Below are 23,267 nucleotides of genomic sequence, written 5' to 3'. Positions count from 1 at the left end.
TTGGGCACGGACGCGGGGCAGGTAGCCTTTTGTGCGTGCCCCGTCTGTCTGAAGTCATCGCCGCGCTCGACGCCCTCTGGCCGCCCGAGAGGGCCGAGGGATGGGACGCGGTCGGGACGGTCTGCGGAGACCCCGACCAGGAGGTCTCGCGGGTCCTGTTCGCCGTCGACCCCGTCCAGGACATCGTGGACGAGGCGGTGAAACTGGACGCCGACCTGCTGGTCACCCACCACCCGCTCTATCTGCGCGGTACGACGACGGTGGCGGCCTCCACCTTCAAGGGCCGTGTCGTGCACACCCTCATCAAGCACGACATCGCGCTGCACGTCGCCCACACCAACGCCGACACCGCCGACCCCGGAGTGAGCGACGCCCTCGCCGGGGCGCTGGACCTGAGGGTCGTACGCCCCCTCGTACCGGACCCCGCCGACCCCGACGGCCGCCGTGGCCTCGGCCGCGTCTGCGAGCTGGACCACCCGGTGACCGTGCGGGAGTTCGCGGCCCGGGCGGCCGAGCGGCTGCCCGCCACCGCGCAGGGCATCCGCGTGGCCGGCGACACCGAGGCGCTCGTGCGCACGGTCGCCGTGAGTGGTGGCAGCGGCGACAGCCTCTTCGACGACGTGCGGGCCGCCGGCGTCGACGCGTTCCTCACCGCGGACCTGCGCCACCACCCGGCGTCCGAGGCCCGCGCTCACAGCGCCCACAGCCCACTCGCGCTGCTCGACGCCGCGCACTGGGCCACCGAGTGGCCCTGGTGCGAGCTGGCCGCCGCCCAGCTCGACGAGATCTCCGACCGGAAGGGATGGGGCCTGCGGGTCCACGTCTCGAAGACGGTCACCGACCCCTGGACCGCCCACGCGGCGTCCGCCCACCCGTCGCCTTCTTCGCCTTCTTCGCCTTCTTCTGACCCCCTGGGAGCCCCCAACTGAACGCCGAGCCCGCCGACCAGATCCGACTCCTCGACGTCCAGGCCCTGGACGTACGCCTGCAGCAGCTCGCGCACAAGCGGAAGTCGCTGCCCGAGCACGCCGAGATCGAGTCGCTGACCAAGGACCTCACGCAGCTGCGCGACCTGCTGGTGGCGGGGCAGACCGAGGAGAGCGACACCGCCCGCGAGCAGACCAAGGCCGAGCAGGACGTGGACCAGGTGCGCCAGCGCGCGGCCCGCGACCAGCAGCGCCTGGACTCGGGCGCGATCACGTCCCCCAAGGACCTGGAGAACCTCCAGCGCGAGATCGCCTCCCTCGCCAAGCGCCAGGGCGACCTGGAGGACATCGTCCTGGAGGTCATGGAACGCCGGGAGTCCACGCAGGAGCGGGTGGCCGAGCTGACCGAGCGGGTCGCGTCCGTGCAGTCGAAGATCGACGACGCCACGGCGCGCCGTGGCGCCGCGTTCGAGGGGTTCGACGGCGAGGCGGCTTCGGTGACGAAGGAGCGCGAGGTCATCGCCGCCTCCGTCCCCGCGGACCTGCTGAAGCTCTACGACAAGCTGCGCGAGCAGCAGGGCGGCATCGGCGCGGCCAAGCTGCACCAGCGGACCTGCCAGGGCTGCCGCCAGGAGCTGTCGATCACGGACATCAACGAGATCCGCGCGGCCGCGCCCGACACGGTGGTGCGCTGCGAGAACTGCCGCCGCATCCTGGTGCGCACGTCCGAGTCGGGCCTGTAGACGGCGGGGGAACTCGCGAGAGCATTCGGAGACTCGAGGACTGACGAGGACTGGCGAGGGCTGACGTCGTGCGGGAGTTCATCGTCGAGGCCGACGGAGGGTCCCGGGGCAACCCGGGACCCGCGGGCTACGGCGCGGTCGTCATCGACGCGGCGTCCGGCGAGACGCTGGTGGAGGTGGCCGAGTACATCGGCGTCGCGACGAACAACGTGGCCGAGTACCGCGGTCTGCTGTCCGGCCTGAAGGCGGCCCGCGAACTCGACCCCTCCGTCTCCGTCCGCGTTCACGTCCGCATGGACTCCAAGCTCGTCGTGGAACAGATGTCGGGCCGCTGGAAGATCAAGCACCCCGACCTGAGGCCCCTGGCGACGGAGGCGGCAACCGTCCTCCCCGCCTCGCAGGTCACGTACGAGTGGATCCCCCGGGAACAGAACAAACACGCGGACCGCCTGGCCAACGAGGCGATGGACGCGGGGCGACGGGGCGAGCAGTGGTCCGCGTCGACGTCGACGGCCGAACTGGACGCGCGTTCGGCGAGGCCCGCGACGAAGAACGAGGCGGCTGCGAAAGCCGAGGCGGATCTGCGTGCCGCGCGGAACGTGGCGGCTGCGGCCGGGCCCGACCTCGGGGCGCCCGCCACCTTCGTACTGCTGCGGCACGGGGAGACACCGCTGACGCCGGAGAAGCGGTTCTCGGGGAGCGGCGGATCGGATCCGGCGCTGTCCGACGTCGGACGCCACCAGGCGGAACGGGTCGCCGCCGCCCTGGCCGCCCGCGGCACGATCCAGGCGATCGTGTCGTCGCCGCTCGCCCGCTGCCGCGAGACCGCCGGGATCGTCGCGGCCCGGCTCGGACTCCAGGTGGCCGTCGAGGAGGGCCTGCGGGAGACCGACTTCGGCGCCTGGGAAGGGCTGACCTTCGGCGAGGTGCGCGAACGCCACCCCGAGGACCTGAACGCCTGGCTCGGCTCACCTGGCGCCCGGCCCACCGGCGGCGGCGAGAGCTTCGAGGCCGTGGCCCAGCGCGTCGCCGCGACCCGGGACGAGCTCGTCACGGCGTACGCGGGCCGCACCGTCCTGCTCGTCAGCCACGTCACCCCGATCAAGACCCTCGTGCGACTGGCCCTCGGCGCGCCGTCGGAGTCCCTCTTCCGCATGGAACTGTCCGCCGCATCCCTCTCGGCAGTGGCGTACTACGCCGACGGGAACGCCTCGCTACGGCTCCTGAACGACACGTCCCACCTGCGCTGACTCGCCTGCGTACGGGAGCCGTGTACGGGAGCCGTGTACGGGAGCCGTGTACGGGAGTCAGCCCCTCAGTCAGCGCCGTCAGCCCCTCAGCGCCGCCGCCTCCCGCGCCAGCTTCTCGACCCGCTCCCAGTCCCGCGCCGCCAGCGCGTCCTCGGGGACCAGCCAGGTTCCGCCCACACACGGGACGTTGGGCAGCGCCAGGTACTCCGGCGCCGTCGTCGGCCGGATCCCTCCGGTCGGACAGAAGCGCGCCTGCGGCAACGGCCCGGCCAGCGACTTCAGATAGGCCGTACCACCCGCCGCCTCCGCGGGGAAGAACTTCATCTCCCGCACCCCGCGCTCCAGCAGCGCCACCACCTCCGAGGTGGTCGACACCCCCGGCAGGTACGGCACCCCGGCCCCCTGCATCGCCGACAGCAGCAGATCCGTCCAACCGGGGCTGACCAGGAACCGGGCACCCGCGGCCACCGACTCCGTCACGTGCTCCGGCGAGATGACCGTGCCCGCCCCGACCACCGCCCTCGGCACCTCCGCGGCGATCGCCCTGATCGCGTCGAGCGCCACCGGCGTCCGCAGCGTCACCTCGATCGCGGGCAGCCCACCCGCGACCAGCGCCCGCGCGAGCGGCACGGCGTCATCGACGTCCGCCACGACCACCACGGGGATGACGGGGGCCAGGTCCAGTACGGAGGGAGGCAGGGCCGAGGAAGGCTGGGGCGAAGTCATGGCGACATCCTGCCCAGGGAAAGCAGTATGCGCAAAGGGCGTTGCACGTACTGCAATGCCTGCCACGCCTGTGGCATGAATCCGCTCAGTGAATCTCCGACACCACCACGTCCAGCGCCCACGCCTTCCCCGCCCGGGCGGGCGGCTCCGCCTCCACCACATACCCCAGGTCCCGCAACGCCTCGACAAGCTCCGCCGGGCTCTTGGGCGCCGCACCGTCCGTGAGCAGGGACCGTACGATCCGGCCCTTCGTCGCCTTGTTGAAGTGGCTGACGACGGACCGTTTCTCGACTCCCGTCGCCGCGTCGACCTGCGCGTGCAGCACACGCACGGTCGCCGTCCGCCCCGCGACCTCACCCTTCGGCTTCCAGGCGACCGCGTACGCCGACGAACGCAGATCGAGGACGAGCCCGTCGCCGGCCGCCTCGGGCAGGGCCGCGGCCATCGGCTCGCGCCAGTACGCGGCGAGCGCCCCCAGGCCGGGCAGCTTCACCCCCATCGAGCAGCGGTACGAGGGAATGCGGTCGGTCACGTGCACGGCGCCCCACAGGCCGGAGAAGACCAGCAGCGAGCGCCCGGCCCGCCGTTTCGCGGCCGTGTCCAGGGACGCCAGGTCCAGCGCGTCGTACAGCACACCGGTGTAGATCTCCCCGGCGGGCCGCGCCCCCGCCGTCCGCAGCCCGGCGTTCTTGGCGACCTCGCCCCGCAGGCCCTCGCTCAGGCCGAGCACCTCGCGCGCCTTGCCCTCATCGCCCGCGCACAACTCCACCAGCTCACCGAGGACGGCCTCGCGCGCCTCCGTGAGCGCCGGCAGCGACAGTGACGCCGGCTTCACCGGGGCGCCGCGGCCGGAGGCGGCCTTGCCTTCGGAGGGCGGCAGCAGGACGAGCATGGTTCTCCTAGCGAGGACGTGCGGTGAGGGCTCGCGCCAGGTTACGTGGTGGGTGCTGGGCGCACCCGCCGGACCTCCGCCACCAGCACGTCCGGCTCGTCCGCGTGGAAACGCACCAGCCGTACGGTCCGGCGCCGCCCGAAGAAGGTCAGGTACGTGACGGGCTCGGACAGTTCGAGAGTGACGGACGTCTGCGCGCCGACCACCAGATCGATCTCGCCCTCGCGCTTCTCGTGCGTCGTACGCAACTCGCGGTGCACGGCGGCGACGGAGCCGAGCGGCACGCACAGGTCGAGGGCGGCGAAGCGGCGCAGCCGCAGGGTTGTGGGGGAGAGGACGTGCGGACGGGTCACCGAGGCCGCGTGCAGTCCCACGACGATCAGGACCGTGTAGAGGTCGAGCACCAGGAAGACCTGATGCAGAAGAGGGAAGCCGCGCAGCAACACGGACAGGGCGACCGTCTCGATCACACACACGAACCCGAAGCCGAACATCATGGCCCCCTGCCCCCGCGCGTACCCGAACGCCCGCCGCCCGTCACCGAGCCCGTGCGTCCGCCGCCCCACCCACCGCACGATGCTCGCCAGCAACAGCAGCTCATGCCGTACGAGGACGGACGCGACGCGCACCGCGACCCCGACCCCGACGCCGGCCCCGACGCCGGCCCTCACCCTCGTCCCTCCGTGACCATCCGCAGCGCACGCCGGACGACCTCGGCCTGGGCCGGGGCGAAGTCGGCGTAGAGGGCCCGCAGGACACTGTTGTGCTCATCGAGGTCGCCGTTGTCCGGGACCAGCGTCTCGGGGATCGAGCCGGCGAGCATCCGGGCCGCCTCCTCCACCCGAGGATCGTCGGTGTCCGCGTCGGCGAGGTCGTCCAGCAGCGCGTACATCTGCCGCGCCCGCTCCACCGCGCCCGGCATCTCGAACGCGGACCGCAGCGAGGCCATCATCCTCTCCCGCTCCTCCGGCCCCGCCGCGGTCTCGAGGAACGCGAGCACCTCGCGGTCCTTGGCGGCCATGGCGGAGGCGTACCCTTCACCATCCCTTCCGGTCATCTCCCGGAACAGGGCGGCGAGTTCGGGCGACACGGGCCCTTCGGCGGGCAGCCGCCCGTGCTCGGCCTCATTCATGAGCGCACCCAGCCGCTCCCGCCGCTCCCGGATCGCGATCTCCTGCCGCGCCAGGTCCTCGTCCAGCTCGGCGAGCACCTCGACGAGGTCCCGCCCCGCGTCGTCCGCGAGCACGTCCCGCACCTCGGCGAGCCCGAGCCCCAGCTCGGTCAGCCGTCGGATCCGTGCGAGCACGACGGCGTGCCTCAGCGAGTAGTCCCGATACCCGTTCGACCGCCGCTCCGGCTCCGGCAACAGCCCCAGGTGGTGGTAGTGCCGCACCGTCCGCGTGGTGACACCGACGGCCGTGGCCAGCTCTCCGATCCTCATGCCCCTCAGTAGAGACGTTGACGTTGCGGCAGGGTCAAGGGAGGCAGGGTCAAGGGAGGGGGACGCGCGGGAACGAACCGCCACGATGACCGTGCCCGTGTGCCACGATCGAGGGAAGGGTTCCCGATCTCACGGACAGGTGATCCGGCGATGTCCGAGTCTGGCGAGCGACCGAAGGAGGGGCGTGACATGACTGCCATGGCCCACGAGCCGCTCACGCAGGAAGAGGTCCTGCTGGAGGGCTTTCTCGCCCTGGACACCCCGGAGGGTTTCCGGGCGGAGTTGATCGAGGGGGAGATCGTTGTGGCGCCGCCGCCGGACGGGGAGCACGAGCGCTACATCAGCCGGATCGTGAGGCAGGTGATCAAGCGGTCTCGGACCGACATGGACTTCTCCGGGAACAAGGGCCTGAAGCTGAGGAGCGGGGAGGCTGGCCCGAAGAATCACGCGATCCCGGACGTCACTCTCGCTCCTGTGGAGCTGGACATCTTCGGGACCGCCGGCTCCTGGATGCCCTGCGACGGCGTCACCATGGTGATCGAGGTGACGTCCACGAAACCCCGGACCGACCGCGAGGCCAAACGCCGCTGCTATGCCCGCGGTGGCATCCCCCTCTATCTGCTGGTGGACCGCGAAGCCTCCTCGATCACGCTGTTCAGCGACCCGGAGAAGGACGACTACCGCCAGCACTGCACCATCCCCTTCGGCAAGCCGTTGCCGCTCCCGGAACCCTTCGCCTTCGACCTGGAGACGTCGGACTTCCTCTGAGCCCATCGCGGAGCCCTTTTCGCGGAGCCCTCTCGTGAGCTGCCGGGCGTAGCCTGGGGCGGCCGGTGGAAGGGGGCGCGAGATGAGCGGACGCGGCGGCAGCGGCGACCTGCAACAGACCCACTGGACGCGCGCCCCCCTCGGCCGCGACGGCAGCCCCCTCGACCTGCTCACCGCCCGCTTCGCCCGCCACCGCTACGCCCCGCACATGCACGAGGAGTTCAGCGTGGGCATCTGCGGGACCGGCGCGTCGTTCATCGACTACAGGGGAGGCCGCGTCCACGCGGGCCCGGGCGCGATCATCGTCCTGGCCCCGGGAGAGGCACACACCGGCATCTCCGACCCCAACGGCTACGCGTACCGCGCCCTCTACCCGGCCCCCGCCCTCCTTGCCGACGGCACCCTGACCGGCACCCCCCACTTCAACGACCCGGTCATCGACGACCCGGAACTGGCCAGGGCCCTGCGCACCGCACACGCCGAACTCAGCGCCTGCCCGGACCCTCTGGAGACGGAATCCCGCCTTCCCTGGCTCCTCACGGCCATGGCCCGCCGCCACTCGACAGCCCGCCCGGCCCCGGACACGATCCCGGGAGCCGGCACCCTCGCCCGCGCCGTACGCGACCGCCTCGCCGACGAACTCCTCGCCCCGCCCTCCCTCGCCGACCTCGCCGCCGACCTGGACCTGTCCCGCTACCAGCTCCTGCGCGCCTTCCGTACGACGATGGGGATGCCGCCGTACGCCTGGCTGGCCCAGTACCGCGTCACCCGGGCCCGCACCCTCCTGGAAACGGGCGGACGCCCCGCGGAGGTGGCCGGACAGGTGGGCTTCGCGGACCAGGCGCACATGACGAGGTGGTTCAGGCGGGTGCTGGGGGTGACGCCGGCGGAGTACCGCACGGGCGTGTCCCTCAGGCGGTAGGGGCGCAACAGCGTTCAAGACGCAAGCGGCGGCCCGGGCCGAAACTCACCACATGACTGCACGCGGCTGGCTTCTCTTCTCCCTGATGGGCGTCCTCTGGGGCATCCCCTACCTGATGATCAAGGTGGCGGTGGACGCCGTGTCCCCGTCGATGGTGGTGTTCACGCGCTGCGCACTCGGCGCGGCCCTCCTCCTCCCCTTCGCCCTGCGCCAGGGAGGACTGGGCCGGACGCTGCGCACCCACTGGCGCCCCATGCTCGCCTTCTCCGTCATCGAGATCATCGGCCCCTGGTGGACCCTGACCGACGCCGAACGCCACCTCTCCAGCTCCACGGCGGGCCTGCTGATAGCGGGCGTACCGATCGTCGGAGTGATCCTGGCCCGCTTCTTCGGCGACACGGAGCGGCTGGGCGCCCGCCGAGTGATCGGCCTGACCCTGGGCCTGGCGGGGGTAGGTGTCCTCACGGCCCCGCACCTCACCGGCGGCGACGCCCGCTCCCTGGCGGAGGTGGGGGTGACGGTCCTGGGCTACGCGACAGCCCCCTTGATCATCGCCCGCCACCTCAAGCAGGTCCCCACGCTCCAGCTGATCGCCCCCTGCCTGGCCCTGTCGGCCGTGGTCTACGCCCCCGCGGCGGCAGCAACCTGGCCGACAACAATGCCCTCTGGGCCTGTCCTGGCCTCCCTCCTCGGCCTGGGCGTGATCTGCACGGCACTCGCCTTCGTCGCCTTCCTGGAACTGATCAGGGAGGCGGGCCCGACCCGAGCCACCGTCTTCACGTACGTCAACCCGGCGGTGGCGGTAGCGGCGGGCGCGATGTTCCTGGACGAACAGATCACGGCGACCGTCCTGGCCTCCTTCGCCCTGATCCTGGCGGGCTCGTTCCTGGCCACGGCGGCTGCGCCGAAGACCCCTGGGCGCCCGGTAACATGGTCGACACGGCAGACGAGCCGGGCGGACGGCCGCGTGGAGTCCCCCTGACGGGGAGCTCCCCGAGGAACGTCCGGGCTCCACAGGGCAGGGTGATGGCTAACGGCCACCCGGGGTGACCCGCGGGACAGTGCCACAGAAAGCAGACCGCCCAGCGCTCCGGCGCTGGGTAAGGGTGAAACGGTGGTGTAAGAGACCACCAGTGCCCAGGGCGACCTGGGCAGCTAGGTAAACCCCACCCGGAGCAAGGTCAAGAGGAGCCGCCTCTTCGAAAGAAGGGCGGCTCTGCGCGGACGTTCGAGGGCTGCCCGCCCGAGTCCGCGGGTAGACCGCACGAGGCCGGCGGCAACGCCGGCCCTAGATGGATGGCCGTCGCCGGGGAGTTCGTGAGGACTCCCCGGAACAGAACCCGGCGTACAGCCCGACTCGTCTGCCCCACTGCCCGGCGGGAGCGGGATGGGCGGCCCGAGGGCGGGGCGCCCCGAAACGGGCGCCCCGCCACAGGTATCGATCAGTGCACGGAGTCGGCGGCGGCGACGATGGCACGATCGACCGCTTCTGGGCTGATCGATGGAACATCATGGCCCGAGCGCGTGTAGATGAGGTGGGCGCCCACTCGGTTGGCCTCGAACTTCTGGGCGGCCGTCGGCACAGCGTGGTCCTCGGTCGCGATGACCGCCCACTTCGGCGTCTTCGCCGGCGGATTCACCGTGGCCTTGTCGGTGAACGCCGAGGATACGATGGGCTCCTGAGTCACCGAGGCGACACGGACGGCTGACTTCGACAGCCCGTTGCCGTACACGGTCCCGTACTTGTCGGCCTTGATGTACACGTCGGTGTCACCGCCGGGCAGGGGAACGGTGCGCAGGTTCTCCGGAGTGAGCCGCGACCCGGGGAACTGTCCGATCAGGGAGTTGGCCGAGTCTCCCACCTTCGGGATCAGAGCCGCCACATACACGAGGGCCTTGACCTTCGACGTCTCCGCGGCGACCTGGCTGACGACCTCTCCCGCGTAGGAGTGACCGACCAGCACCACGGGCCCCTTGATGGTCTTGAGCTGAGCCTCGACATAGGCGCTGTCGAAGGACAGGCCGCGCAGCGGGGTGTCGATCGCGTAGACCGGGTAGCCGTGACGTCGCAGGTAGCCGACCTCGCGGTTCCAGCTGGAGGAGTCGGCGAACGCCCCGTGGACCAGGACCACCGTCGGTCTCGCGCGGTGCCCCGTCTGCGAGGCGACGGCGTGACCGTTCGTCCCGGTCGTGACGGCGCTCGCGTTCGTCACGGCCAGCGAAGCTAAGACCGAGCCACTCACCAGCCCGGCAGCCGCCAGCGCTTTGATTCGAGCGGTGGAATTCATGTGGCGTTGTTCCTCTCGAGTTTTTCAGTCGAATTAGGTAGGGGAAGCGGCGTGGGCCACATGGACACGGAAGCCTTATGTGTTGCGGTCCGCAGCGCTTCGCAACATCGACTATGGCGGCCGCATCTACGGTCCGCCAATGCCGTTCCTGCTTCCCTTCATGCCGATCCGGCATTCTGAATTTCTGACGTCATGCCTGATCGGCATGACGCTTCGGGGAATCGGCATTGGCGTGACGAGTCGTGGTCCGCAATGCTCGGCGGAAGAGGAACCCTGAATGCGAAGGCACGGTAGTAGTGAAGTTTTTGTGGCGGATGGTGGATGAAACGCTCGTCGGAGCAGTGATCCATGCACTCACGTGCAGGCTGCCCCGCGGCTTGCCTCGTACGGGCGTCATCCGGGCGAACGCACAACAACCCCGAACGCCTGTACGCCGGGGCTGAAGCCCATGGGCGCCGACGCGGGCGCCAGGCTGCAACCGCCTTCCGTCTGACTGGCGGAGGGCCCGAACATCGAGAAGGTTTTCCTATGCCGAGCACTCAATGGCGCGAAGTGTTCCTGCCCGACGAGAGAACCCACCATGCGGAACAGGTGCATGTTTTCAGTGAACTGCAACGTAAGCGTCTGAAAAAACATGGCCACGGGAGAGCGCTGCACCGCAATCAAGTGGCCGCCCTGAAGGCCGCCCTCGCGGTGGAAGAAAATCTTCCTGATTATGCGAGGCAAGGAATTTTTGCCGCTCCCGCTGTCTATGAGGCGCATGTTCGGCTGTCCAACGGAAACTTCTCCGCCGACCGGGCTCCTGACATCCGCGGATTCGCGATCAAGGTGCTCGGAGCCTCGACGCCGTCGTCCGCCGGTGTCGAGCAGAACTTCACCCTGGTCAGTCAGGAGACCCTGAACGTCCGCGGCAGCGCGGACGTCGTCGGAATCGTCGATCTCTCCACGAGTGCGCCCGGCGCCGCGCTTCGCAAGGCCGCGATGAAGCCGCAGCTCACACGCAGCGCTGTCGCGAACGTACGGGACATGGTGAAACCGTTCAGCGGATTCGCCACGCATGACTTCTTCAGCATCATGCCCATCACGTTCGGGGACTACGCGGCACGGTTGAAGCTGGGCGCCGCATCGACGAAGATCAACAAAGCAGCCCGCAAGGATCTGGCCGCCGACATCTACGGGCGACTCGCGGACGACGACCTGGAGTTCCTTTTCCAAGCCCAGTTCTTCGAGGACGAGAGCCGTACGCCGATCGAAGACTCCTCGGTCCGGTGGGACGCGCCCTGGCTGACCGTGGCGCGACTGCGCCTGCCTCGGCAGGCACCTGACGAGGCGTTGGCCGAGACCGTCGAGAAGAGCAGCTTCAACCCTTGGATCGCGGCAACGGAGCATCGACCTCTCGGAGAACTGATGCGTGCTCGCCAAGCGGCCTATGCGCTCAGCTGGCGCAACCGGGGTGTCTCCAACTGACATCTGGTCCGTCATCTGGTCTGTCATCTAGTCCGTGAAGCGCGGGCTGATCTCCCGATTCACGGCACTCGCCGGCTGTCGCGTCATGGGTGCTGTGACGGGTGCGGCTACGATGCGCCCCATGGACCTCGATTTACGGCGGGTGCGCTACTTCGTGGCCGTGGCCGAGGAGTGCAGCTTCGTGCGGGCGGCGAGCCGCCTCTACATGACCCAGCCGGCACTCAGCCGTCAGATCCGGGCCTTGGAGGAGGATCTGGACGTGGTCCTCTTCCTGCGTGACCGGCAGGGCACCGTACTGACGCGGGCGGGGCACCAGTTGCTGGAGGACGCCCGGCCGATGCTGGCGATGGCGCAGGCGGTCCAGCAGCGGGTGCGGACGGCGAGCCGGGAGGTGAACCAGTTCACCATCGGCTTCATGCCGGGGGTCATCGTCACTCCCATCGTGCGGGAGTTCGCCGTGATGGCGCCGCAACTCGACATCGATGTCGTACACACCTCGATCACCGACCAGGTCGACTTCCTGCTCGACGGGCGGGTCGACGTGTGCTACGTGCGGCTGCCGCTGCCCGAGGACATGTTCGAGGTGGTCCCGCTCTTCCCGGAGCCCCGTGTGGTGGCGCTGTCCAGTGAGCACCCGTTCGCGGAACTCAAGGCGGTGCACGTCGAGGACCTGCGTGACATGACCTTGCTGCAGGATCCGCGGGACGTACCGGAATGGCGCGGGCGTGTCCCGAGCGATCCGGTGGCGCCGCCGGGGGACACCGGACGGTTCCCGGCGACGATCGAGGAATGCCTGCAGACCGTCGCCTTCGGGTCCGGATGCTATGTCATGCCGGCCGGCATGGCCGGCTTCTACCGCCGTGACGACGTCGTCTACCTGACGCTGGAGGGCGTCGCTCCCCGCATGGTCGCCCTGGCCTACTCCAAGCACCGGACCATGCCCGAACTGCTCCAGTTCGCCGAGCTCTCGCGTCGCATGCTCGGCCCGGGCCCGGGCTGACGCCCGGCGTCGGCCGTCCGGCCGCGCCCGGGGCCGGATACGAGCGCCTCGCCGTGTACGCGGAGGGCACTCTGCCGTGACCCATCCGCAACGGGGACCCCCGTGTACGTCTACTGCCCATAACGGCTCCTCTCGTTATCCTGGAGGGTCACGGCGCAATCACTGTGCGTTCTTACGGGGGAAACACGGTGTATGACGTATTCATCTCCTACGCGGCTGATGACGGTGACTGGACCGGCATGCTCGCGGAGCGTCTCAGCGCACATGGTGTGCGTGTCTTCTTCGACAGATGCAGCCTGCGGCCGGGTGACATCGTGGTGCACGAGCTCGAAGAGGCGATCCGTGCGTCCAAGCACGGGATTCAGGTCGTCGGCCCGGGGACCATGACCGAACCGTGGGCGCGGCAGGAGTACGCGGCGCTCGTGCAGGCGTCGGCCAGGCGCGGGCTGAGGCTGATCCCGGTGCTCTGCGGCGGTGGCGATGTTCCCGACTTCGCCGCGACACGGGTCTGGGTGGATTTCCGCAAGCTGAGCGGGCCGGCGTTCGATGCCAAGGCCGCCGAGCTGGCCGGCGTACTGCGCGGCGGGGAACAGGTCCGCAAGGCCCGCGCGGACACGGAATTGCTCGATCTCGCACGTCCGCGGACGCGGCGGCCGCCCGCGGAGTCCGCGGAGTCCGCGGAGCCCGCGTTCGTCGTCTGCTATGCCCGCGCCGATGTCGCCTACGGGGAGCGGCTGGTGGACCAACTCTCCGGTTCGGGGCTGCCCGTGTGGTCGCTGGGACACCTCAAGTGGGGCGACGACTACCTCTGGACGATTCGACAGCGGCTCCGGCACGCCCTTGCGGTCGTGGTCCTGATGTCGCCCGAGGCGGAGGAGTCCGAGGACGTCACGCGGGAGATCCTCGAAGGACAGCGCCACAGCCGCGAGTTCTTCCCCATCCTGTTACGTGGAGAACGTAACTACCTGCTCGCCAGCAGCTGGTACCTCGACGCCAGAAACGGTGATCTGCCCGGAACCGATGCGCTGCGCCTGCTGCGCCGCCTCCATGACTCCCACCACTTCCGCGATTCCGACCACTTCCGCGACTCCCGTCACTTCCACGACTCCGACCGCCCTCATGCGTCCCAGCTCTCCCACCTCTCGGACCGGCGGTCCCTCGCCCCGCGGACTGCGCCCGTCGTCCGCTCTCCCGTCCGCGGGTCGCTGATCACGCTCGAAGCCCTGCTCGCCGAGCGCGAGACCGAGCACGCCGATCTGCTGACGACGACACTGCTCCTGGAGGCGGTCGACAGACTCGGAACCGGGTGGCTGCGCCGCTCCGACGGGAAACGCCTGCCCGAGGACCTGCTCTGCGGGATCGACTCCCTCTGGTCGCGATTCTCGGACGGAGCCCACGGCTTCGGTGCGCAGGTGCGCCGCGCCCGGGTGAGAGGCGGTCGGCACGCGGACTTCATGGCGCTCTCCATGGCGTACGGCTGGCGTTCCTCGCCGCACGAGACCGTGCCGAAGTACCAGCACTTCACTGGCGGGGCCGGGAACCACGCCTTCTTCCCGACCCTGCGCAACCCCCAGAGCGAGCAGTACCGGGACTGGTACGACCAGTGGACCGAGACGGTGCTCGCCATACATCTGCGGCTTCGCGAGAGGGGATGAAGGGAATGAAGGGGACGACGTTGATCGTGTTCCTGGTGCTGTTGTTGGTCGTGGGGGCCGCGGCACTGAGCAGCCTCATCGCCTACGGGGCGGGCAGATCGAAGCGTGGGCAACCAGCGCGTTCAGCGAAGCCGTCCGGCGCCCTGGCCGGGTTCGGAGCAGGCGTGCTGGTTTCCTGGGCGGGTCTCTGCGTGGTGCCCGCGGGGCATGTCGGCATCGTCCACAAGAGGTTCGGGAGGGCCCATCCGGACCAGCGTTTCAAGAGGATCACCCCGCATGACGCGCGCGGTGTCCAGGCGCGCGCCCTGCTCCCGGGCCGGCCGTACTGGCTCACCCCCTTCATCCACAGCGTCGAGTTCGTACCGCGGATCCATGTTCCGGCGGGACGGATCGGACTCGTCGCCGCCGCTGAGGGCGCCAAGCGCGATCCCGGCCGAGTCCTCGGGCGGTACGTGGAGTGTGACAACTTCCAGGACGGGCAGGCGTTCCTGCTCGGTGGCGGCGAACAGGGCAGACAACTCGCGTTCCTCCGTGGCGACAGCTCGTACTACATCAACACCGCCCTGTTCCAGGTCGAAGTCGTACCTCGGACCTACGTGGAGCCGGGCACGGTCGGACTGGTCATCGCCAAGGACGGCGCGATCCGGCCCCCGGACCGTCCTTTCGGCCGGTACGTGGAGTGTGACAACTTCCAGGACGGTCAGGCGTTCCTGCTCGGCGGCGGCGAACAGGGCAGACAACTGGCGATCCTCACCGGCGGTACGCACTACGACATCAATCCCTACCTCTTCGAGGTGATCACCGGCAGCAGCGTGGGCCGTTCGGGGCGGGGCGGCTCGGACGGTCTCGGTGCCGGGCAACTGAAGGAGATCGCGATCCCCGTCGGCCATGCCGGGGTAGTGATCACCCTGGACGGCGCCGAGCCCGACCGGGCAGAGCGCAGGGTCGGTCCGATCATCAAAGGCCACAGCAGCTTCCGTCTGCCCTGGGTGTTCCTGGCGAGCGGAGGGTGGCGGGGCGTACAGGAGGAGACCCTCGGCGAGGGCTCGGTCTACGCGCTCAACCCCTGGTTCGTACGCGTCGTCCTCATACCGACCCGCCTGCTCATCCTGGACTGGAGCAACAAGGGCGGTTCCCAGGCGGACAACAACTACGACGCCGCGCTCGACCGGATCAGTGTCAACGTCCAGGGGCACCGGCTCCAGGTGGAGCTCCGGCAGACGCTGAACATCCCCGAGGCCGCCGCTCCCCGGCTGGTCAGCGAGTTCGGCGACTCCTCGACGTCCGGGATGGGCGGCTTGGTCAACAACCCCGCCCCGGTGCAGCGGTTCGTCGAACGGGTGCTCGGCGGCGCCGTGGACACCTACTTCAACGGCATCGCAGCCGAGTCCACGGTGGAGGAGTTCCTCACCCGGTACGCCAGCATCCGCACGGACCTGGCGGCGCAGGTACGCAATGCCCTCGCCGGGTGGGGAGTCGAAGCGGCGAGCACCAACCTGGGCGAGTTCGAATCCCTGGACGACGACCTCGACAAGGCCCGCAAGAGGGTGTTCGACGCGCAGATCCGCACCCAGGAGTTGGAGGAGCAGAAGAAGAACGCCCAGATCAAGTCGGATATCCGGCACATAGAGCTCGCGGCCGAGCGGGAATACGTGCTGCTGGACGTCGTGAAGCTGGAGCGCAAGATCGAGCTTCTCGGCCGGGACACCGTCGCCATGCACTTCTTCCTGGCGGAACTCAAGCACATGCAAGTGCCGCAGGTCGTCAGCGGGGACGCGGAATCCTTGCTGAAGTACCTGCCCATGCAGCGTGCCCTGGAGATCATCGACGGGGCGAAGCGGCATGCAGAACAGTCCGCCCTGCCGGAGAGCGTCCCGGTCGGCGAGGAGCTTGGGGTCGGCCAGGAGTTTGGAGTCGGCGAGGAGCTTGGGATCGGTGACAACGGGCCTGAGTAGGGCTCCCCTCACGTGGGACCGCTTACCGGTCGGGCCACGTCAGCGGTCGCGCAGGGCCCGCGCGATCTCGTCGACCCGTCGCTCGTACACGCCGTCCTGCCCTGAACCGTCGCCCGCCCCGCGGAAGTCCGCGACATACCGGGTGGCGGCGAACTCCGGCAACTCCACGTCCCCCACCACGACGGGGATGAACAGCCGGCCGGACTCGATCGACGGCTGCATCAGGGCGGCGTACTCCTGCCTGACCCAACCGCTGCTCATCGACGCCGGACTGAACACCAGCAGCCCGTGCGCCGCCTCACGGATCGCGGTCTCGACCGTGTGCACGCGGATCCCTCCCGGCCTGCTCACGACCTCGTCGTACGCCACGCTCAGGCCCTTCTCGCGGAGCCGCGCCGCGAACGAACGCACCCAGTCGGCATCTTCACGGCCGTACGAGACGAACACGTCGTAGCGCGCGGAGCCTTGGGCGGGCGGCGTCGGTGCGGGCGGTGGTACGGGCAGTGGTACCGGCGGTACAGGGCTGTGCCGACGCCTGGACAACTGGTGGCGAACCGCCACGTAGGCGAAGTAGGCGCTGACGACACCGGCGACCGTGCCGACCGCGCTCAGGACTAATCCTGTCGTGTCCACAGGCATCAGGCTAATGGCGTGCGCAGCATTTCAGGTCCACACACTCGCGTTAGTGTCACTTAGTGACGTACTGTCGTTTGAGGACACGAGCTGCGAAGGGTGACGAGGCGTCATGACGACGGAGAAGCGCAGCGGAGGGGGAATGAGTGAGCAGCGGCGTGCGCGGCTGCGGCTGGAGATCTCCCGGGAGGCGGCTCGTCTGTTCTGGGAGCAGGGAGTGGCCGCTACGAGTGGTGACCAGATCGCGGAGGCCGTGGGCCTGTCCACGCGCACCATCTGGCGGCACTTCCGCAGCAAGGAGAGCTGTGCCGAGCCGATCGTCATGCAGGGCGTGGTCACTCTGCTGAGCGTGCTGCGCAGTTGGCCCCGGGAGAGCTCGCTCGAAGACCACCTGGCCGCGGAACTGGCCGGACTCCGCCGAGGAACGCCGCCCGTCGATCTGGCCGACGAGATGCTCGCGATGAAGATGATCCGGCTCGCCGACACCGAGCCGGCGCTGCGCACGGCGTGGCTGATGGCCTGCAACCAGACGGAGCTGGAGATGCGCGTGATCATCGCTGACCGCCTTGAGCGCCAGGCCGGCGATCTGCAGGTGCTGATACACGCCGCAGCCGCTGCCGCGGTCGTGCGGGTGCTGGAGGAACACATCGGCGCCGCCTACCTCGACGGCCAGGACATCACGGAGTTCACCGACGTGACGGCCCTCTCCCGGCGCTACGCCCACGCGATCCGCACGGCCACCGGCGGTGCCGTCGGCGACCCGGTCGCCCGAGCCCCCGAGCCCGAAACAGCCCCCTGAGCGAACGGGGACGAACCCAGAAGGAGTGTCTGTATGCCCGCTGTGCCCGCCACATCCGCCACGCCCGCCACCGCGCAAGGCGTCCCGCACCTCACCGTCGAGGCATTATTCGGCTCGCCCGTCCGTGTCGGCGCGTCGATCTCGCCCGACGGCACCAGGATCGCCTTTCTGGCGCCGTGGCGGGGCCGACTGAACGTATGGGTGGAGAGCGTCGACGCGGGCGAGGAGGCGCGCTGCGTCACCGCCGACGACAGCCGTAGCGTGCACACCTACCACTGGACGGATGATCCGCGCTGGCTGCTCTACGAGCAGGACGGCGACGGCGACGAGAACTGGCACGTCTACCGGGTCGACCTGGAAGACCCGGATGCCGGGGCGGTCGATCTCACCCCCTTCCCCGGGACCACGGCCGTGGGCTTCGAGACGACCGCCTCCCGGCCGGGCAAGGCGCTCCTGCATCTGAACCGCAGGAATCCCGCCGAGTTCGACCTCTACGAGCTCGACATCGCCACGGGCGAGCTGACGGTCCTGGCGGAGAGCCCCGGTCAAGCAGCCGGCTGGCTGTACACGCCCGATGGAGACCTGTACGCCTACACCCTGACGGCCGACGGTGACATCGAGCTGGCGCGGTGGGACGCCGGGGCGGGGACGCTGCGTCCGGTCATCACGTTCGACGGCGCCGACCACCCGCTGGGCATCCAGCCGTTCCAGCTCACCCCGGACGGTACCGGTGTGTGGATGGGCTCCAACCGGGACACCGACCGGACCCGGCTGGTCCGGCTCGATCTGGCCACCGGTGAGGAGACGGAGGTCGACAGCCACCCCGTCCTCGACCTCGACCCGCGCTCCACCGTCTTCCCCACGCTGCCGTCGCCCCTCATCCTCAGTCGGCACACGGGAGAGCTGCTCGGCGCGCGCTACCTCGGCGAGCGGCAGGTGATCCACCCGCTGGACCCGCACTTCGCCGCGGTGCTGGAGAACCTGGAGAAGCTGCACGACGGCGACCTGGGTGCCGTGTCGTCCGACGAGAGCGGGCAGCGCTGGGTCGTCGGCTTCACCCATGACCGGGACCTCGGTGTCACCTACTACTACGACCATTCCACGGGCGAGAGCCGGGTGTTGTTCCGGTCGTTCCCGCACCTGGCCCCCGAGGTCCTCGCCCCCATGAGGCCGGTCACGATCACCGCACGCGACGGACTGGCCCTCCCCTCGTACCTGACGCTGCCCCTGGGGGTCGAGCCCGCCGGGCCGGCCGGGCTGCCCATGGTCCTGCTGGTCCACGGCGGCCCCTGGCATCGCGACAGCTGGGGCTACCACCCCGTGGTGCAGCTCCTGGCCAACCGCGGCTACGCGGTGCTGCAGGTCAACTTCCGCGGCTCGACCGGCTACGGCAAGGCGTTCCTCAAGGCCGGCATCGGGGAGCTGGCCGGGAAGATGCACGACGACCTCGTCGACGCCGTCGACTGGGCCGTCGCGGAAGGGTACGCGGACCGGGACCGCGTCGCGATCTTCGGCGCCTCCTACGGCGGTTACGCCGCCCTGGTCGGCGTCACCTTCACCCCCGACGTCTTCGCCGCCGCGATCGACTTCTGCGGCCCTTCGAACCTCGTCACCTTCCTGCGGACGGTGCCGGTGTTCGCGCGGCCCCACCTGGTCAACAACTGGTACCTCTACGCCGGCAACCCCGACGATCCGGAGCAGGAGGCGGACCTGTTGGCCCGCTCGCCCATCGGCCGTGTCGATGACATCCGCACGCCGCTGATGGTGGTCCAGGGCGCCAACGACGTCCGCGTCGTCAAGGCCGAGTCCGACCGGATCGTCGACGCCCTCCGTGCCCGCGGGGTCGAGGTCGAGTACATGGTCAAGGACGACGAGGGCCACGCCTTCGTGAACCCGGAGAACAACATCGACGCGTACCGCGCGGCCGACCGCTTCCTCGCCCGCCACCTGTGCGGACAGGCGGGCTCGGAGTAGCCGCGCCTCCCGAGCGGAGCGGCGGGACGTGCGTGGTGCGCGGTGCGTGCCTGCGTCGGCGACCCGCGGGCCTCAAGCCCCGCAGACAAACGACTACTTGACGAGTTGATCCCGCATGACTGAACCCACACACCCCTCTCACCCGGCGCCTGGTCCGCATATGCCGGACAGGACCTCAGAACGTCCGGTGAAACGCACACCGCTGGAGCAGATGGGCGGCACGGCGGGACTCGTGTACATGATGCTGCCGATCGTGGCCTTCGTCCTCGCCAACGCCTCCTTCGGGCTGACGGCCGCCATCTGCACCGCCGTCGGCGTCGCGCTGGCGATCAGCGCGCTGCGTCTGGTGCGCAAGGAGCCCCTCCAGCCCGCGATCTCCGGCCTGTTCGGCGTCGCGGTCGCCTCGTTCGTCGCCTGGAAGACCGGATCGGCCAAGGGCTTCTTCCTGACGGGCATCTGGAGCAACGTCGCCCTCGGCGTGTTCTTCCTGCTCTCCGTCCTCGTACGTCGGCCGCTGGCCGGAATCGTCTGGGGTGTGCTCAACGGCACCGGGACCGCCTGGCTCAAGGACAAGCCCTCACGGCGCTACTACGACATCGCCACGCTCACACTGGTGGGAGTCTTCGCGGTCCGGGTAGCCGTCTGGCAGTGGCTGTACGACGAGGACCGCACGGGCTGGCTGGCCGTCGCGAGGATCGCGATGGGCTACCCGCTCCTCGCCCTGGCCCTCCTGGTGGTCCTGTGGGCGGGCCGGCGCTCGGCCCGGCGGCTCACGGCCCTGGCCGGACAGCCAGTCCCCGCCGACCTGGCCGCGTGGACGGCGAACACGGACCCATCGAGCCGGCACATCGAGCCGGCACACCAAGCAGAAGGCATCGCCCCCCGGTCGGCGGTCTACCCGGAGAGGGCACCGGCATCCCCGACCACGAAGGAGAACGTGACTGATGACCAGCGCTGACAGCGGATTTCCCCGACGGTCCCTGTTGGGCGGCGTCGCCGGCCTAGGAGTGGCGACAGCCCTGCCCACGGCCGCCGCGCGGGCAGCTCCCGCGTCGGCCGAGACCGCGCCCCTGGGGCGCCACCCGTCGAACTGGCCCGATCCCGAGCCCTACGGACTCGCCGACACCCGGCCGGACCTGTGGCCGCGCGAGGACAACTCCTTCGTCCTCCCGCTCGAACTGCGCCCCCGTGACGAGAACCTCGGCCGCGTCTGGATACGGGACACCTACGTCAACTGCTTCGTCGTCGACGGCCGCCCGGTCTACGTCGCCACGGGCACCACGCGCTCGCCCGGGCTCGACGGCCCCGCCCCGTGGAACGACGGCATCTTCGTCTGGGTGTCCCCGTCTCTCGAGGGGCCGTGGAAGCTGGCCGACACCACCGGCATCCGGCCCGGCGCCGAGAAGGGCAAGGTGTGGTCACCAGAGTTCGCCGGCGAGAACCGACCGGGACGCACGGTCGTCGCCCCTTGGCAGGAGTACTGGCACGACGACCGGTTCGGCAAGCGCGGCGAGGCATGGGCCCCGGAAGTGCACTACTTCCGCGGGAAGTGGTACATCGTCGCGTGCACGGGTGACCACTCCCGCAAGGTGGGCTCGTTCATGCTCGTGAGCGAGGGCGGCGTCGAGGGCCCGTACCGGATCGTCGAGGGCAACATCGAGAAACCCTTCGGCGACCCGGTCACCGGCGGCCCGGACTTCATCGAGCCCGGCGCCTACTTCCACATCGACGGGAGCCTCTACAGCGAGGGCCAGGACGCGTGGCTCGTGCTGCACAACGACCTCTACGCCAGGTTCCGTGACGACATGGAGGACATCGTCCCGACCACGAACCTCCCGAAGTTCCAGCAGAAGCCCTACGCACCCGAGCCGTACCTCGAAGGCGCCTACGTGTTCAAGTACGAGGGCAGGTACTACCTCGTCCAGGCCGCCTGGGACCGGACGTCGGACAACCCCGACGGCACCAGGCGGTACGCCTACGACAAACCCGGACCGGGCCGCCGGGAACACCAGTACGACGCGGTCGTCGCCGTCTCGGACACCTTCGAGGGCCCGTACTCCGAGCGGTGGACGGCGGGTGTCGGCGCCGGCCACAACAACTTCTTCGTGGACCACCACGGCCGCCCGTGGTCGACGTTCTTCCTCAACCCGAGCGCCGGCCACTGGTCGGATCCCTCACGCAGGGCCGACGCCGCCGTGCCCGGCGTCGTCCAGCTGGAATGGACCGGCCCGGCGGGCAACCGCCTGTACGTCAAGCGCCGAAGCCTTGGTCGCACAGGCAACGGTTGACCACACGACGGGGCCCTGACCTGCGCTGACCGCCAGGTTGGGGCCCTTTCGCATGTCAAGCGCCCCCTTGCCCCCCTCTGCCCCACGAGTTGACGTGTCCTCTGAAACTCGTGGGAAACAAGGTCTTGTCCCCGGCTTAAAACGAGGGTTAATTTAACCGCCATTCGAAGCCCGCCCTGATCGTTGGGAGATCGTCGGGCAGCCTCCAGGGCGCTCCAGGGCGTGTGCACACTTCAGGGAAGGGCAGTGCGATGACGCTTGCCGGAACGCAGTTTTCTCGTCGGGGTTTTCTTGGGCTGGGGGTCGCGGCGGGCGTCATCACGCTCACCGCGTGCGGCTCCGGGGCGGGTTCGAGTGACGCGCCACTCGTGATGACGGTGTGGGGCGGCGACCCCGACCGCAAGACGTACCAGGCCCGCATCAACCTGCTGGTCAAGAAGTACCCGGACCTGAAGGTCAAGCTGCAGCTGATCCCGGGCGACTCGTACCCGCAGAAGGTGCAGACGATGATCGCCGGCGGCAACGGGCCGGACATCATGCAGGTCGCCGAGAGCGTCAACACGTACTCCAGCAAGAACCAGTTGCTGGAGCTCGACGACCTCGCCAAGAAGGCGAACCTCGACCTCGATCAGCGGTTCGGCCCGGTCGGGACCCTCTACACGTACCAGGACAAGCTCTACGCGGTTCCGGACCGCTCCGGCGCGGTCACCGTGTTCTACAACAAGGACATGTTCGACAAGAAGGGCATCAAGGCCCCCACCGCGGACTGGACTTGGGACGACGCCCTCGACGCGTTCAAGGAGCTGACGGTCCCCGGCAAGGTGTGGGGGTACAGCGGCGCGGAGTGGTTTCCGCAGTGGTGGAGCCTCGCCTACCAGAACGGCGGCACCATCATCGACGGGAACGGCCGGCCCGCCGTCGACAGTGACGCCGTGGTCGAGGCGCTCCAGTGGGCGGGCGACCTGGTCTTCAAGCACAAGGTGGTGCCGAGCAAGGCGGACTACGCCGACATGGGCCCCGACATCGGCGGCGACCAGGCCTTCCCCAACCAGAAGGTCGCCACCCACGCCAACGGCTTCTGGGTCATGTCGGGTCTGACGAAGGTGACGTTCGACTGGGACATCGCGCCGATGTGGCGCGGCAAGAAGCAGGCCGTGTCCGCGTTCGGCAGCGGTCTCGCGATCTCCCGCACCTCCAAGCAGCGCGACAAGGCCTTCAAGGCGATCGACTTCCTCACCGACGTCGAGGCGCAGAAGGCGATCATCGCCTCTGGTCAGGACGTGCCGGCCAACCTGGGGGTGCAGAAGAGCCAGGCGTTCCTCAAGCCGTCGTGGATGAAGACGGACGTCGACATGGGCGCGTTCGCCGAGTCGAGCGCGTTCGTCTTCCGGGCGCCGTTCATCCCCGAGTGGCAGGAGATGATCGACACGATCTCGAACGGCCTCGCCAACTTCTGGCTCGGCAAGGAGCGCAGCGCCAAGAAGGCGTTGACCGCCGTACAGAAGGACCTCGAGTCCCTCATCAAGTCCGCGGGATGACC

At 69.4% G+C, this 23,267-nt stretch carries 21 protein-coding genes, 1 other RNA gene and 1 pseudogene; 17 read left to right on the top strand and 6 right to left on the bottom strand.

All coding sequences use genetic code 11. The annotated features are described in order from the left end of the window. Positions 1-35 precede the first annotated feature (35 nt). From AB0959_RS13805 to AB0959_RS13795, 3 genes are all read left to right on the top strand, one after another. Positions 36-929: a Nif3-like dinuclear metal center hexameric protein gene (locus tag AB0959_RS13805; protein ID WP_366826588.1), complete on the top strand. Its 894-nt coding sequence runs from the start codon at positions 36-38 to the stop codon at positions 927-929. Then, positions 926-1,669: a C4-type zinc ribbon domain-containing protein gene (locus AB0959_RS13800; RefSeq protein ID WP_366826665.1), complete on the top strand. Its 744-nt coding sequence runs from the start codon at positions 926-928 to the stop codon at positions 1,667-1,669. The genes AB0959_RS13805 and AB0959_RS13800 overlap by 4 nt, the downstream gene beginning before the upstream one ends. 68 nt (positions 1,670-1,737) lie before the next feature. After that, positions 1,738-2,919, top strand: a complete 1,182-nt coding sequence (locus tag AB0959_RS13795) for a bifunctional RNase H/acid phosphatase (RefSeq protein WP_366826587.1) — start codon at positions 1,738-1,740, stop codon at positions 2,917-2,919. A gap of 78 nt (positions 2,920-2,997) precedes the next feature. Here the strand turns inward: AB0959_RS13795 and eda are convergent, their stop codons facing one another. The 4 genes from eda to AB0959_RS13775 all read right to left on the bottom strand — a co-directional run bounded on the left by eda (position 2,998) and on the right by AB0959_RS13775 (position 5,978). After that, entirely contained in the window at positions 2,998-3,645 is a 648-nt protein-coding gene (gene eda, locus AB0959_RS13790; RefSeq protein ID WP_366826586.1) for a bifunctional 4-hydroxy-2-oxoglutarate aldolase/2-dehydro-3-deoxy-phosphogluconate aldolase, read from the bottom strand. Between the two features lie 85 nt (positions 3,646-3,730). Then, entirely contained in the window at positions 3,731-4,537 is an 807-nt protein-coding gene (gene yaaA / locus AB0959_RS13785) for a peroxide stress protein YaaA (RefSeq protein WP_366826585.1), read from the bottom strand. 41 nt (positions 4,538-4,578) lie between these two features. Next, a complete protein-coding gene (locus tag AB0959_RS13780) occupies positions 4,579-5,208 on the bottom strand; it encodes a hypothetical protein (protein WP_366826584.1) in 630 nt (209 codons plus the stop codon). Continuing rightward, the gene (locus AB0959_RS13775) at positions 5,205-5,978 is read right to left on the bottom strand and encodes a MerR family transcriptional regulator (RefSeq protein WP_366826583.1); all 774 of its coding nucleotides are present in this window, start codon (positions 5,976-5,978) and stop codon (positions 5,205-5,207) included. The genes AB0959_RS13780 and AB0959_RS13775 overlap by 4 nt, the downstream gene beginning before the upstream one ends. Before the next feature lie 189 nt (positions 5,979-6,167). On the opposite strand from AB0959_RS13775, the gene AB0959_RS13770 reads away from it, so the two are divergent. From AB0959_RS13770 to rnpB, 4 genes and pseudogenes are all read left to right on the top strand, one after another. Further along, positions 6,168-6,746 (top strand): Uma2 family endonuclease, encoded by a 579-nt coding sequence (locus AB0959_RS13770; protein WP_366826582.1) that lies wholly within the window; start codon positions 6,168-6,170, stop codon positions 6,744-6,746. Positions 6,747-6,828: 82 nt separating this feature from the next. Continuing rightward, on the top strand, positions 6,829-7,668 hold the full coding sequence (locus AB0959_RS13765; protein ID WP_366826581.1) for an AraC family transcriptional regulator: 840 nt from the start codon (positions 6,829-6,831) through the stop codon (positions 7,666-7,668). Positions 7,669-7,720: 52 nt separating this feature from the next. Continuing rightward, positions 7,721-8,500, top strand: a pseudogene (locus tag AB0959_RS13760) (DMT family transporter); the annotation flags it as partial. A gap of 115 nt (positions 8,501-8,615) precedes the next feature. After that, positions 8,616-9,032, top strand: an RNA gene (rnpB, locus tag AB0959_RS13755) — RNase P RNA component class A. A 78-nt stretch (positions 9,033-9,110) separates the two neighbouring features. Here the strand turns inward: rnpB and AB0959_RS13750 are convergent. Further along, positions 9,111-9,881 carry an alpha/beta hydrolase gene (locus AB0959_RS13750; RefSeq protein ID WP_366826580.1) on the bottom strand — a complete coding sequence of 257 codons (771 nt, stop codon included), beginning with the start codon at positions 9,879-9,881 and terminating at the stop codon, positions 9,111-9,113. Positions 9,882-10,095: 214 nt separating this feature from the next. Between AB0959_RS13750 and AB0959_RS13745 the strand changes: the two genes are divergently transcribed. The 5 genes from AB0959_RS13745 to AB0959_RS13725 all read left to right on the top strand — a co-directional run bounded on the left by AB0959_RS13745 (position 10,096) and on the right by AB0959_RS13725 (position 16,033). Further along, positions 10,096-10,233, top strand: coding sequence for a hypothetical protein (locus AB0959_RS13745; RefSeq protein ID WP_366826579.1), 138 nt, complete (start codon positions 10,096-10,098; stop codon positions 10,231-10,233). Between the two features lie 251 nt (positions 10,234-10,484). Continuing rightward, positions 10,485-11,423: a hypothetical protein gene (locus tag AB0959_RS13740; protein WP_366826578.1), complete on the top strand. Its 939-nt coding sequence runs from the start codon at positions 10,485-10,487 to the stop codon at positions 11,421-11,423. Positions 11,424-11,544: 121 nt separating this feature from the next. Next, the gene (locus AB0959_RS13735; RefSeq protein WP_366826577.1) at positions 11,545-12,423 is read left to right on the top strand and encodes a LysR substrate-binding domain-containing protein; all 879 of its coding nucleotides are present in this window, start codon (positions 11,545-11,547) and stop codon (positions 12,421-12,423) included. Positions 12,424-12,611: 188 nt separating this feature from the next. Further along, a complete protein-coding gene (locus tag AB0959_RS13730; RefSeq protein WP_366826576.1) occupies positions 12,612-14,078 on the top strand; it encodes a TIR domain-containing protein in 1,467 nt (488 codons plus the stop codon). Positions 14,079-14,083: 5 nt separating this feature from the next. Further along, entirely contained in the window at positions 14,084-16,033 is a 1,950-nt protein-coding gene (locus AB0959_RS13725; RefSeq protein WP_366826575.1) for an SPFH domain-containing protein, read from the top strand. A gap of 39 nt (positions 16,034-16,072) precedes the next feature. On the opposite strand, the gene AB0959_RS13720 is transcribed toward AB0959_RS13725, so the two are convergent. Beyond that, a complete protein-coding gene (locus AB0959_RS13720) occupies positions 16,073-16,666 on the bottom strand; it encodes a toll/interleukin-1 receptor domain-containing protein (protein ID WP_366826574.1) in 594 nt (197 codons plus the stop codon). A 142-nt stretch (positions 16,667-16,808) separates the two neighbouring features. On the opposite strand from AB0959_RS13720, the gene AB0959_RS13715 reads away from it, so the two are divergent. The 5 genes from AB0959_RS13715 to AB0959_RS13695 all read left to right on the top strand — a co-directional run bounded on the left by AB0959_RS13715 (position 16,809) and on the right by AB0959_RS13695 (position 23,265). Further along, entirely contained in the window at positions 16,809-17,465 is a 657-nt protein-coding gene (locus tag AB0959_RS13715; RefSeq protein WP_366826573.1) for a helix-turn-helix domain-containing protein, read from the top strand. A gap of 33 nt (positions 17,466-17,498) precedes the next feature. Then, positions 17,499-19,439, top strand: coding sequence for a S9 family peptidase (locus tag AB0959_RS13710; protein ID WP_366826572.1), 1,941 nt, complete (start codon positions 17,499-17,501; stop codon positions 19,437-19,439). 187 nt (positions 19,440-19,626) lie between these two features. Further along, positions 19,627-20,397 carry a DUF3159 domain-containing protein gene (locus AB0959_RS13705; protein WP_366826571.1) on the top strand — a complete coding sequence of 257 codons (771 nt, stop codon included), beginning with the start codon at positions 19,627-19,629 and terminating at the stop codon, positions 20,395-20,397. Next, positions 20,384-21,727, top strand: coding sequence for a family 43 glycosylhydrolase (locus AB0959_RS13700; RefSeq protein ID WP_366826570.1), 1,344 nt, complete (start codon positions 20,384-20,386; stop codon positions 21,725-21,727). The genes AB0959_RS13705 and AB0959_RS13700 overlap by 14 nt, the downstream gene beginning before the upstream one ends. A gap of 251 nt (positions 21,728-21,978) precedes the next feature. Next, positions 21,979-23,265 (top strand): sugar ABC transporter substrate-binding protein, encoded by a 1,287-nt coding sequence (locus AB0959_RS13695; RefSeq protein ID WP_366826569.1) that lies wholly within the window; start codon positions 21,979-21,981, stop codon positions 23,263-23,265. Positions 23,266-23,267: the final 2 nt, after the last annotated feature.

It is taken from the genome of Streptomyces sp. NPDC046862 (assembly GCF_040704615.1).
GTDB lineage: Bacteria > Actinomycetota > Actinomycetes > Streptomycetales > Streptomycetaceae > Streptomyces.
Note: the sequence above shows the minus strand (reverse complement) of the source record. Positions and strands in the feature narration are given on the sequence as shown.

Bases quoted from the DNA above. Each gene is read 5' to 3' on its own strand.
- eda (WP_366826586.1), bottom strand. From the start codon at position 3,645: ATGACTTCGCCCCAGCCTTCCTCGGCCCTGCCTCCCTCCGTACTGGAC.
- yaaA (WP_366826585.1), bottom strand. From the start codon at position 4,537: ATGCTCGTCCTGCTGCCGCCCTCCGAAGGCAAGGCCGCCTCCGGCCGC.
- AB0959_RS13775 (WP_366826583.1), bottom strand. From the start codon at position 5,978: ATGAGGATCGGAGAGCTGGCCACGGCCGTCGGTGTCACCACGCGGACG.
- AB0959_RS13770 (WP_366826582.1), top strand. From the start codon at position 6,168: ATGACTGCCATGGCCCACGAGCCGCTCACGCAGGAAGAGGTCCTGCTG.
- AB0959_RS13765 (WP_366826581.1), top strand. From the start codon at position 6,829: ATGAGCGGACGCGGCGGCAGCGGCGACCTGCAACAGACCCACTGGACG.
- AB0959_RS13745 (WP_366826579.1), top strand. From the start codon at position 10,096: ATGCCGTTCCTGCTTCCCTTCATGCCGATCCGGCATTCTGAATTTCTG.
- AB0959_RS13740 (WP_366826578.1), top strand. From the start codon at position 10,485: ATGCCGAGCACTCAATGGCGCGAAGTGTTCCTGCCCGACGAGAGAACC.
- AB0959_RS13735 (WP_366826577.1), top strand. From the start codon at position 11,545: ATGGACCTCGATTTACGGCGGGTGCGCTACTTCGTGGCCGTGGCCGAG.
- AB0959_RS13725 (WP_366826575.1), top strand. From the start codon at position 14,084: ATGAAGGGGACGACGTTGATCGTGTTCCTGGTGCTGTTGTTGGTCGTG.
- AB0959_RS13715 (WP_366826573.1), top strand. From the start codon at position 16,809: ATGAGTGAGCAGCGGCGTGCGCGGCTGCGGCTGGAGATCTCCCGGGAG.
- AB0959_RS13710 (WP_366826572.1), top strand. From the start codon at position 17,499: ATGCCCGCTGTGCCCGCCACATCCGCCACGCCCGCCACCGCGCAAGGC.
- AB0959_RS13700 (WP_366826570.1), top strand. From the start codon at position 20,384: ATGACCAGCGCTGACAGCGGATTTCCCCGACGGTCCCTGTTGGGCGGC.
- AB0959_RS13695 (WP_366826569.1), top strand. From the start codon at position 21,979: ATGACGCTTGCCGGAACGCAGTTTTCTCGTCGGGGTTTTCTTGGGCTG.